Annotated in this window: 11 protein-coding genes and 3 pseudogenes; 4 read left to right on the forward strand and 10 right to left on the reverse strand. The window is 68.4% G+C overall.

Going from position 1 to position 9872, the window contains the following annotated elements; genetic code table 11:
- Nucleotides 1-9: 9 nt before the first annotated feature.
- Nucleotides 10-256: pseudogene (locus tag ABZ453_RS46815) on the reverse strand (Na+:solute symporter); the annotation flags it as partial.
- Nucleotides 257-486: 230 nt separating this feature from the next.
- Entirely contained in the window at nucleotides 487-669 is a 183-nt protein-coding gene (locus tag ABZ453_RS46820; RefSeq protein ID WP_359025535.1) for a hypothetical protein, read from the reverse strand.
- 160 nt (nucleotides 670-829) lie between these two features.
- Here ABZ453_RS46820 and ABZ453_RS46825 point away from each other — a divergent pair, with 160 nt between their 5' ends.
- Nucleotides 830-1090 (forward strand): hypothetical protein, encoded by a 261-nt coding sequence (locus ABZ453_RS46825; RefSeq protein WP_359025537.1) that lies wholly within the window; start codon nucleotides 830-832, stop codon nucleotides 1088-1090.
- Nucleotides 1087-1494 (forward strand): annotated as a pseudogene (locus ABZ453_RS46830) (transposase); the annotation flags it as partial. The gene ABZ453_RS46825 and the pseudogene ABZ453_RS46830, both read left to right, overlap by 4 nt.
- A 123-nt stretch (nucleotides 1495-1617) precedes the next feature.
- Here the strand turns inward: ABZ453_RS46830 and ABZ453_RS46835 are convergent.
- Nucleotides 1618-2007: pseudogene (locus ABZ453_RS46835) on the reverse strand (N-acetyltransferase); the annotation flags it as partial.
- Between the two features lie 197 nt (nucleotides 2008-2204).
- On the opposite strand from ABZ453_RS46835, the gene ABZ453_RS46840 reads away from it, so the two are divergent.
- Entirely contained in the window at nucleotides 2205-2597 is a 393-nt protein-coding gene (locus tag ABZ453_RS46840; RefSeq protein WP_359025539.1) for a transposase domain-containing protein, read from the forward strand.
- A gap of 25 nt (nucleotides 2598-2622) precedes the next feature.
- Here ABZ453_RS46840 and ABZ453_RS46845 read toward each other — a convergent pair whose 3' ends face one another.
- The 6 genes from ABZ453_RS46845 to ABZ453_RS46870 all read right to left on the reverse strand — a co-directional run bounded on the left by ABZ453_RS46845 (nucleotide 2623) and on the right by ABZ453_RS46870 (nucleotide 8356).
- Nucleotides 2623-3645: a hypothetical protein gene (locus ABZ453_RS46845; RefSeq protein WP_359025541.1), complete on the reverse strand. Its 1023-nt coding sequence runs from the start codon at nucleotides 3643-3645 to the stop codon at nucleotides 2623-2625.
- A 1479-nt stretch (nucleotides 3646-5124) separates the two neighbouring features.
- Complete coding sequence (locus ABZ453_RS46850) at nucleotides 5125-5379, reverse strand: hypothetical protein (protein WP_359025543.1); 255 nt, start codon at nucleotides 5377-5379, stop codon at nucleotides 5125-5127.
- A gap of 438 nt (nucleotides 5380-5817) precedes the next feature.
- The gene (locus ABZ453_RS46855; protein WP_359025545.1) at nucleotides 5818-6153 is read right to left on the reverse strand and encodes a hypothetical protein; all 336 of its coding nucleotides are present in this window, start codon (nucleotides 6151-6153) and stop codon (nucleotides 5818-5820) included.
- Between the two features lie 351 nt (nucleotides 6154-6504).
- A complete protein-coding gene (locus tag ABZ453_RS46860; RefSeq protein ID WP_359025547.1) occupies nucleotides 6505-6951 on the reverse strand; it encodes a heme-binding protein in 447 nt (148 codons plus the stop codon).
- 88 nt (nucleotides 6952-7039) lie between these two features.
- Nucleotides 7040-7360, reverse strand: a complete 321-nt coding sequence (locus ABZ453_RS46865; RefSeq protein WP_359025549.1) for an NIPSNAP family protein — start codon at nucleotides 7358-7360, stop codon at nucleotides 7040-7042.
- A 30-nt stretch (nucleotides 7361-7390) separates the two neighbouring features.
- The gene (locus ABZ453_RS46870) at nucleotides 7391-8356 is read right to left on the reverse strand and encodes an NADP-dependent oxidoreductase (protein ID WP_359025557.1); all 966 of its coding nucleotides are present in this window, start codon (nucleotides 8354-8356) and stop codon (nucleotides 7391-7393) included.
- A gap of 127 nt (nucleotides 8357-8483) precedes the next feature.
- On the opposite strand from ABZ453_RS46870, the gene ABZ453_RS46875 reads away from it, so the two are divergent.
- A complete protein-coding gene (locus tag ABZ453_RS46875; RefSeq protein ID WP_359025551.1) occupies nucleotides 8484-9464 on the forward strand; it encodes a helix-turn-helix domain-containing protein in 981 nt (326 codons plus the stop codon).
- 88 nt (nucleotides 9465-9552) lie between these two features.
- Here the strand turns inward: ABZ453_RS46875 and ABZ453_RS46880 are convergent, their stop codons facing one another.
- Entirely contained in the window at nucleotides 9553-9741 is a 189-nt protein-coding gene (locus tag ABZ453_RS46880) for a hypothetical protein (RefSeq protein ID WP_359025553.1), read from the reverse strand.
- Nucleotides 9742-9872: the final 131 nt, after the last annotated feature.

A 9872-nucleotide genomic window follows, 5' to 3' on the forward strand; every position in this document is an offset into this window, starting at 1 on the left:
CAGATTCCTAGCCAGCCGTTCCGGCGTGTCCTCCGGCTTGAGGTAGCCGACGAGGATGTACACGACCAGTGAGACGGCAGGCGGAAATCGACACCTGGTACTGCAGCGGCACTCCGCCCTCGATGTTCCAGCTGATCGGGCAGTTCACCAGCCAGAAGGCGAGCAGTCCCATCGACCAGCCGGTCAGGGCCACCGTGCGGCCCGGCCTGTGGAAGGGCCGCAGCAGGCCGACCATCATCGGGTTCCCCATCGGGCCCGTCCGGCCGCATCCGAAATCCTCGCCGGACTGATAGCTGAGCTGATCGCCGTGTGGGACGGGAAACCGGCACGGGGCTACGGGGGCACCGCTGACGTGCTGGCGTACGCTGAACGGACCCGCGTCCCTGTGCGCGTGCTGTTGCCTGAGGGCGCCAGCCGGTGAGTCGTTACGATTCGGTACGCGATTAGGTCGGGGCGTGCGGGCTTGGTCGATTGGCTGGAGTGTGATCAGCAGGCGGTTCCGCGGGAGAGCATGAGTTCGGTGCTCGTGCGCTGCCGAGAGGCCCTGCGAGCAGTGCGGTCGGAGACCGGTCCGGCGATGGCGGCGTGCGTTTCGGCGTAGTACTCCCGGCGGTCGAAGTATCGCTGGAGCGGCCGCCATTTCTTCTCCTCGCTGATGGTGTGTTCCACGCAGATCCGTCACGGCAGCTGTAGTTCTTGATCGTCAGCGTGTCCGTGCCGGTCAGGGCGCCTGCCGGGGCGCCGCGAGCAGAGGAACGGCCACCGTGATCATGAACGTTTGTGACGACGATCAAGGACCAGGTGGCGGCGGAGGCCACGATAGCCGAGCGTGCGTCTGACAGACGTGATACGAGCGGCCATGGCCGCAGCGGCGAGCTGCCTCACTCGACGTGAATTCCGCCTGCTGGCACGGGAAATGTGCGAGGCGATGCTGATGGAGCTGGACACCCGCAACTGCTGGACGCCCGCCGAGGCCCTGGGCCACTCCGGTCCACACCGCCTGCAGCACTTCCTCGCCCGCGCACGCGTCGACCACGACCTGGCCCGTGGCCGCCTCGCCGCGTGGATCGCCGGCGAAACTCGCCGATGACCAAGCCGTGTTGGTGGTGGACGAGACGGGCGACGAGAAGTCCTCCCGCGACGCCGTCGGGGCGGCCCCAGGAGTACTCCGGGGCCCTGGGCGGAGTAGGTCTGTGCCAGATCGCCGTCCACCTCACCTATGCCACCCGGCGCGGCCACGCGTTGATCGACCGGGAGCTGTACTCGCCCGCCGCCTGGGCCGCTGACGAAGGGCGGCGCCTGCTCACCCACGTCCCCGACGAACGGGAGTTCGCCACCAAACCGCAGCTGGCCGCCGACATGCTCGTACGCGCCCGCGCCCTGGGCATCCAAGCCCGCTGGATGGCCGACGACGAAGTGTATGGCGGACGCGAGCTGCGCCTGGCCGCCCGCCGCCTGCGCTTCGACTACGCCACGGCCGTCAAGACGGATCACCGCGTCACCACCTCCGCCGGCACCTTCACCGCCGCCGAACTCGCCGGGCACGTTCCCCGTGCGGTGGCCGCGGGCGCGGAGGAGACTGAATGCGGTGGTCAGGAGTTGGGCGCCGAGGCCATGGCGGCGGTGGGCGGGGTGGACGCCGAACCAGGCGATCCAGGCGCGGTCGACGGGGTCGCGGGCGATGAGGGCGCCGGCGGGGACGCTGTCGAGTTCGGCGAGGAGCCACAAGTCGGGGTTGTAGCCCTCACATCGGCGCTGGGCGTGGTGGAAGGCGTCGAAGTCCGGGTGGGGGTGCTCCCGGTCGCCGGTGGAGGCCTCGTTCAGCACGGAGTGGACGGTGCGGAGGTCGGTCTCGTTCCGGGCCGGGCGCACCGCGTGCGCGGGGTGCTCGGGGAGGCGGATGGCGTCCAGGTCGACGGTGAGGCGGCTGCTGCTGTCCACGACGGTCCAGCCGCGGCGGAGGAGTTGGTCGTGGGGGAAGCAGCCAGGAAGCTGATACAGCGTCACCGGGGTGTCAGGGGTGGGCAGGTCGTGGGCGGCCCAGACGTCGAGGCGGTCCAGGAGTGTCGCGGTGACGGCGGGTGCATCCGGGGACGGGGCGACGACCAACTGGGCACGCAGCTCGCCAGGCTGAGGCGCGGGATGGAGGGCGGCGAAGCCGAGCAGGCCGCCGTGGCACGACGACGCTGACTCAGAGCTTCACAATGGCCTGCGGAGTGTTCGCTCCGGGGCATCTCGGCGCTCTGACCCGTTATCTCTCCTTCGAATTGGCCGACGATGTCCTTGACCGGCCGGGCCCTCGGGGACGGACGCGTACGGTGCCGACGCGGGTGGCGGTGTACTTCGTGCTGGCGCTGGTCCTGTTCCCCGGCGCTTCCTACGGGCGGGTGTGGGGACACCCTGGCCGGAGCGTTGCGGCAGGCGGGGCACCTCGTGGCGTCGGTGACCGCGGCAGGTCTGGCCTGTGTGCGTTGGCGGGTGGGACCGGATCCGTTGCGGGAGTTGTTCGAGGTTGTGGCAGGTCCGCTGGGCCGAATCCCGCATCCGCCGCACTCGTAAAGGGGCATCCGGGGCCCGCGCACCGCTCACCCGAGTGACGATCAACAGTTGCGGAATGGTGTGTCAGGGCTTGCCGGGTTTCAGGTCGCCGGTCACCCCGATCCGGATGCCCAGCCACGGATAGGTGTGGTTGTAGAAGACATTGTCCTGCGGCTGCAGTCCAACAGCGGAGGGCCACATCTGGTAGGCGGATGCGTTGGAGATTCCGCCGTGGAGCCGCCGCCAGACTCGGAGGGAACTCTGCCCGGAAGGGGGCGCTGTGATCGTGTCGGTCCACTCGACCGCGTTGCCGCCCTGGTCCAGGGTGCCCCACGGTGACGCGGTCCTCGCCTGGCCGACGGTGCTGAGGCTTCCCTGGTAGGCCTTGGCATAGACGGCCGGGTCGAGTCCGAGCGGGTTGATGGTGGAACACGCGTCGGGGCTCAGTTGGTTCGGGCACCAGCTCGGTGCTGGTTTGCCGTCCGCGTGATACGAGGCCAGAGGCTGGGTCGCAGCGTTGGCGACGTCGCCGGTGCCCGGGTTGAGGACGGTGGGGCTGGGAGCAGTCGCCTCTCCGTCACCGAAGACTCCAGGATTGGTCGGGTACTTCCAGTAGGAGTAGGTGCCGCCGCCGCGAGGGTCGTAGTAGGCGGCTTTGATCCACTCGTCCTGGCTCGGCAGGACGAACCCCGCACGATGCACTCGGGTCGTCTGCGGCCGAGCCAGGTCGTACATCCCGCGCTCGGTCTGCGACGACAACGCGACCTGGTACGTGACGTACTGGAAGCTGTCCTTGCTGCCGGCCCGCTTGGAGATCAGTCGGCCGTTGTAGAGCGAGTTGACGAAGCGTGCCGCCCTCAGGAAGTTCGCGAAGCCGTATGGCTTGCGTGCCCACTGCGGGAAGGCCACCGAGTAGTGACGGCCTCTGCCTGCACCCGGGGACAGGTTGATCTGGCCGTACTTCGGCCACGCCGCCGGACTCTCGGTCTCGTCGTAGAGACGGAGGCGGTTGCGTCCTTCGGGATCGACGGTGTTGAGGAAGGCCACCCACTGTTCGACGGTGACTTCGAGCTGACCGATCTCGTAGCGATACGGCACGGCGCCCACCCGAAGGCACTCCTTCGGCGAAGGGGTGTCGGCGCACGAGCGATACAGGGCGTCCCTGAACGGGAGAATACCAACCGAATGATTTCCGGGTGCGCCGACCTTTACGGTGGTGAGGGTGATGACTGTGCCCTCCAGGGAAGGGCTCCCTCCGCTAACAGGACGCCGCTCGCCGGCAGCAGCGCCCGAAGTGGCCGTCACCGAGGCGGCGAGCAGGGTCGACAACCCGCATGCGGTCATGACGGTTCTGTTGAGGAGAGTGCGGCGGAACGCGACGTGCATAAGCGCATCTCATTTCGGCAAGGCAGCCTGCTCGGTGGCCAGGCCAGCGTCTATCGACTGCCGATCTCTTGACGGTCGACGCCACGCTAGTCGCATCCATTGCTTTCTGCCTTTATTACGGCACGAAAACCGCCCAGTCGGACGCACGTCGGCATACCGCGCAGCCGGGCCCTGTCCGGTCGGAGAGAAGGCTCCACCCAGTCTCGGCGTGCGGTGGTGACGCCGGTGTATGTGCCAGAGCACACCACCCCGGCGAAGACCGCTGCCCGCTTGGGGATTGGCGAGTCCACCGCACAGACCTACACCAGCGCGCTTGCGCGGAGCTGACGCGGAGTTCGACCTGGGTACCTGGGCGGCCACGGGCCGCGGGGTGTCCGCGGCACGGCCGTGTGGTGCATCTTCCGCAGGGGCCGGAGCAGCCGAACCGCGTGTCGTCCATTGCACCTCCCGTTCCCTCGTTGGAGCGGCTGGTTGGGAAGGATCATTGGCCGTCCAATTTCGTTGGACGTGCGGCGGACTGCTGAATTAATGCACAGACTCAGAAAGAGATGTGCTGTCGCATCGGAGACTCCTGTCATCGGTGGCGGGGGCACGGTGCAATGGGTGGGTGTTGGCTTCCAACGCTTCGATCATGCAGTGACGTTGGCGCAATTCGATGACGTCAATACGCCACATTCGGCCGAACGCACGGCACCCCAAAAGAGACCCTACTGTACAGAAAGCAGCGCATGCGAGAAACGTCCACATAACGGTATTCCACATCGTCCTTTTCTCCGTTGCTCCGGGTTTCACTGGCGTAGTGCGAAGGGGTGCTGCGAAAACGTAATTCGCGGCACACGGATAACCTTCGGATGTATACGGGGACACGGGCGGGGTGGAAAACAACCCATGCAGAGCAACTGGATGACGTTCCGTGCATCCCATTTACGGACAGCGGCCGGGTCAGACACGGCAGCTGTAGATCGAGATCTGTAGCGCGCCGTCGCTGTTCAGCGGGCCGGGGAGGACTGCTGAGCGCTTCGGTTGGCGGGTGAGCAGTTGACTTGGCGAGCTCTAGCACTATCGAAGTGCCCGGCCGGGGCGGTGACGCGATGGCCGGCGGGGACGGCGATCGCGTCGCCGTAGCCCAGTTCCCGTCACGCTACGACGACGCCGAACCCGTCTCTCGGCCGGGCGGGGTGTCGTCACTCGTGATGCTGATCATCGCCCAGTCGTAGTGGCGGTGGCCCTTGGTGCCATGCCCGGTCCGTAGCCGCTGCCAGGCTCGCTGGGGAAGCTTGGCCAGCAGCGCGGCCCAAAGGGCTTGGACAGGACGACGGCCCGCAGGAGGTTGAGCAGTTCGGGCCGGGTAAGAGGGATCAGCTCCGCGTCCGGAGCCGAGTCGGCGGAGCGGGTGCGGGCGAGGGCAACGGTCAGCAGGGCGGCGGCGACCAGGCTGATCAGACTCCAGCGCATCCAGGAATTCCGGCAGGTCACCTGTCCTTGGTAGTCCTGTCAGGTTCTTTGCCTGGTGCCACACGGCGTCCTCGGCGAACATCCGGATCGCCTCGCTGACCGTGAACAACTCCTCGCTCCCCGAGGGGTTCGTGCCCCGTAGGAGCGCATCGGCTCGATCTCCAGAGCGGCGTCCCCGAGCTGCCACTGGACGCTGCTCATCGTCTCGACCCAGTCCCGCCCCAGCTTGACCAGCTCGTCGTAGCGCTGCCGGGTCACACTGCTGACCATCCCGGTCATCGGGACACCACCCCCACGAACTCCGGGGACAACACCCTCGTGTGCCGTCAACTCACCTTGGACGCCCGTTACTTCGCACCATCCGACCTGCTCGCCCGGCAGAGAAGGGCGTACGGTCCCGGCGCCCGAAGCGGCCCCAGTTGCACCGAACGCGCAGGCTCACACCTCGCCGAACTGTGCGCGCCGTGTGTGCCAGGCCCGTTTGCGGCAGGCGGGAGAGCAGTAGACGGCAGAGACCGGGCGGTCGATGCCGACCGTCCACACCGCCTCGCACTGCTGACAGGAGGCCGTCACGCCGGCCTTCACCGCCTCGGTTCGAGTCCTCGCCCGCCGCATCCGCCGCCAGTGCCGCGAACGACACGCGTCCTCGCAGAACACCGCCGTCGACTTCGCCGAGGGCATCAGCGGACCACCGCACCCCCGGCACAACCGCGGCCCGGAAGCGGCATCCGTGATCACGATCAGCTTCAGCCGGGGCGGCCCGTCCCTGTCCATGCAGTCACCGTACGTAGCGAGAGCAGCCGCCGGGAGCCCCACCGCTGAGTTCCTGCTCAGCTGCGACGCGACCTGTCCGTATCGGGGGCCCGGCGGAGCGCCTCCAACGGGTACGGGGTCTGCCTGCTCTCACTCTGGACCTTGCCGTAGAAGTCCGTCATCACTGCGGCGAGCGGTGCATGGAGAGAGAGGATCGCCCTGGCCTCTCGCGGTCCGCCCAGCGGGTTCTCCCCTTCCGCACATGCCCGAATGAGTGCGCAGCGTCCTTCCCGCTCGTACTCGTAGCCGTACAGGTGTCGGTGTGTGGCTTGGCCGGCGCCCGTCAGCCACGGGCCGACCCTCCGTGGCCGGTCAGAGACCGGGCAGCTCGAACCCGAGGGCGGCGAGGGCCTCCTCGGCGGCCTGCTGGTCCTGGGCGTAGGTGCCACCGGATATCCCCAGCCCTCCGACGCACTGGCCGTTCTCGATGATCGGGTAGCCGCCGCCGACGGCCATCACACGAGAGTGGCCGCCCAGCGGCGCGATCTGCGGGTTGGCGAGCAAGTCGTTCCACGTGTGGGTGGGAATGCGGAAGGAGGCCGCGGTCCAGGCCTTGTCGAGGGCGACCTCGGCGGTGAGAAATGGCGCGTCGTCGGCGCGGTCGAAGGCCTTCAGATGTCCGCCCTGGTCGGTGACGGCGATGGACGCCGTGAAGCCGATCCGGGCAGCGGCGGCGTGCACCGCCGCGATGAGTGTGCCGGCGGCGGCCTGGGTGATGGACGAGGCGGGGGCCGACTTCTGGAGTGTCTCGGTGCTCATGATAGTTCCTGTGTTCCGCTGTTGCTGTTGCTGTTGCTGTTGCTGTTGCGGTGCTGTGCGGTGGTGGATGAATCGGCCGTGAGCCGGGTCATCGCAGGGGTGAGGCCGGGGTGGGGACCACACGGGTGATGACGGACTTCTCGGGGATCAGCAGGTCGTAGACGACCGGACCGATCTCGTTCTTCCAGCGGTCGTGCTCGTACACGGCCGCGTACAGGGCCTCGCTCTGGGCCTCGTCCTCGAACCGGCGAATCCACACGTAGCCGTCCTCTTCCTCGGCGTCGACGAAGGAGGCGGTTACGTCCATTCCCAGCGAGGCCTGGAACGGGATGACCACGTCCTCCATGTAGCGCACCCACTCCTCGCGGCGCCCAGGCTGCGCCTGGTAGCGGCGGATCTCGTAGTACACGGTGCTGCTCCTGACTGTTTGCAGGGATGGTCAGTCGGTCACGGTGAGGACGACCTTGCCGCGGGTGCGGCCGGCCTGGACGTGGGCGTGGGCCGTGCCGACCTGCTCCAGCGGGAAGGTCTCCTCCACCTCGACGGCGACCTCACCGGCGTGGATCAGCCCGGCGATCGTGGTCAGCGCGGGACCGTCCGGCTCGACCAGGTACGCAGTGACGCGCACGCCCGCCGCCTCGGCGGCCCGGTCCAGGTCCGGGGAGACACCGGCCGGCACGGCGACCAGTAGGCCGCCCGGGCGCAGGACCTTCAGCGAGCGGGTGCTCGTGTTGTCATGGGCGTCGCCCACCAGGTCGATGACGACGTCGACGTCCTTGACGACGTCCTCGAAGCGCGTGGTGGTGTAGTCGATGGTCTCGTCGGCGCCGAGTTCCTTGAGCCAGGGGTGGCGGGCGGCGCTGGCCGTGGCGATCACGTGGGCGCCCAGGTGCCGGGCGAACTGGACCGCGAAGTGGCCCACTCCGCCGGCGGCGGCCGTGATCAGGACGCGCTGGCCGGCCTGGACGTGGGCGGTGTCGACCACGGTCTGCCAGGCGGTCAGCGCCGCCAGCGGCACGGCGGCTGCGTGCGCGTGGTCGAGGGTGGCCGGCTTGCGGGCCCACTGGCGGGCCGGTGCGCTCACGTACTCGGCGTAGCCGCCGGCGGCGCGCGGGAACCACGGCATGCCGTACACCTCGTCGCCGACCTTCAGGGTGGTGACGCCGAAGCCGACCTTCTCGACGACGCCGGAGACGTCCCAGCCGAGGATCAGCGGGAGCGTCTGCAGCCCCGCCATTCCCTGACCCTCGCGGGTCTTCCAGTCCACCGGGTTGATCCCGGCGGCGTGCACCCGCACCAGCACCTCGGTCGGCAGCGGCTCGGGGCGCGCGACCTCCTCGACGGTCAGCACCCCCGCTCCGCCGAACTCGCTGATGGTGACTGCCCGCATGGTGTTCTCGCTCATGATGTCCTCGCTCATGCCTGTCTTGCTCTTCCTTCAGCGGAGACCGCGTCCCCGCTGCACAAAGAGTGGCGTGTGCTTACCAAGGCGGGTGAGTGGCCGGAGGGCCACCTGTCGTACCATTCCAGCCATGCCGCATCGTGTCGCTGTTCTCGCCCTCGACGGAGTCCTTCCGCTGGATCTGGGCATCCCGGCCCGGGTGTTCAACGAGGCCCGTAAGCCGGACGGGACTCCTCTGTACTCCGTCGTCACCTTCTCCCTCGGCGGCCGGCCGGTGCGCACGCGCGAGGACTACCGGATCGTCGTCGACCACGACGAGTCGGTGCTGGAGAGCGCGGACACCGTCGTCCTCGCCACTCAGGAGCCCGGCGAGGACCTGCTCGCGACCGGCGCGCTTCCCGGGGAACTCGCCGCGGCGCTGGACCGGATCGGGCCGCGGACCCGCATCGTCAGCCTGTGCACCTCGGCCTTCCTGCTCGCGGCGGCCGGTCTGCTGGACGGCGGCCGGGCCACCACACACTGGACGCTGTGCGACGAACTGGCGCGGCTGTTCCCCGACATCGAGGTCGATCCGGACGTGCTGTTCGTCGACAACGGACGCATCCTGACGTCCGCCGGCGGCGCCGCCGGCATCGACCTGTGCCTGCACCTGGTCCGTCTGGACCACGGAGCGGCGGTGGCCTCGGCCGCCGCGCGGCGCTGCGTGGTGGCGCCATGGCGCGAGGGCGGCCAGGCGCAGTTCATCGAGCACCCGGTACCGCAGGACACCGACCGCTCCACCTCGGCGACCCGCCAGTGGGCGCTGGGCCGGCTGGCCGAGCCGATCACACTGGAGGACATGGCCCGGCACGCGCACATGAGCGTGCGCACCTTCACCCGGCGCTTCCGCAGTGAGGTGGGCAGCAGCCCACTGAAGTGGCTGGCACAACGACGGCTGGCTCACGCGCGCCTGCTGCTGGAATCCACCGACCTGACCGTCGCACGGATCGCCACCGCCGCCGGCTTCGGCGACCCCGTCGCCCTGCGCAAGCACTTCCACGCGCACCTGGGCCTGTCACCACTGGCCTACCGTCGCGCCCACAACGCACCCGAGCTTATGACGGCGCAGTAACCACCCAGCCGGGCCATGGCCGCGACAACACCCTAAGCTAAACACTGAACGTGAACATCGATGACGAGGAGTTGCAGGCACTGCACTGTCATGACCGGTTCAGGCTGCGGCAGTACGAGTCGCCCAGCACGCCGCGGATGTCGCGCAGCTTCATCATCGACTTGCCGGCGAAGCCGCCGACGGCGAACTCGCGCTCCAGGTCCCACAGGGTGAGGCCGCTGCCGCAGCTGCAGCGCCGGGCGGCGATGGTCGAGGACGGCACGATCGACTGGGGCATGGGCGACAGGCACTGAACTTGTTCTTTATGGTCTGGCCTCGAACGATGCCCCGAACGTGATCGCTCGTACGGGGATTCCGCGGACGTGAACACGGCCTCCGTCCGATCCTGTGCTCCGACCAAAGAGGCAC

It is taken from the genome of Streptomyces sp. NPDC005799 (genome assembly GCF_040630525.1).
Taxonomy (GTDB): Bacteria; Actinomycetota; Actinomycetes; order Streptomycetales; family Streptomycetaceae; genus Streptomyces; species Streptomyces griseorubiginosus_B.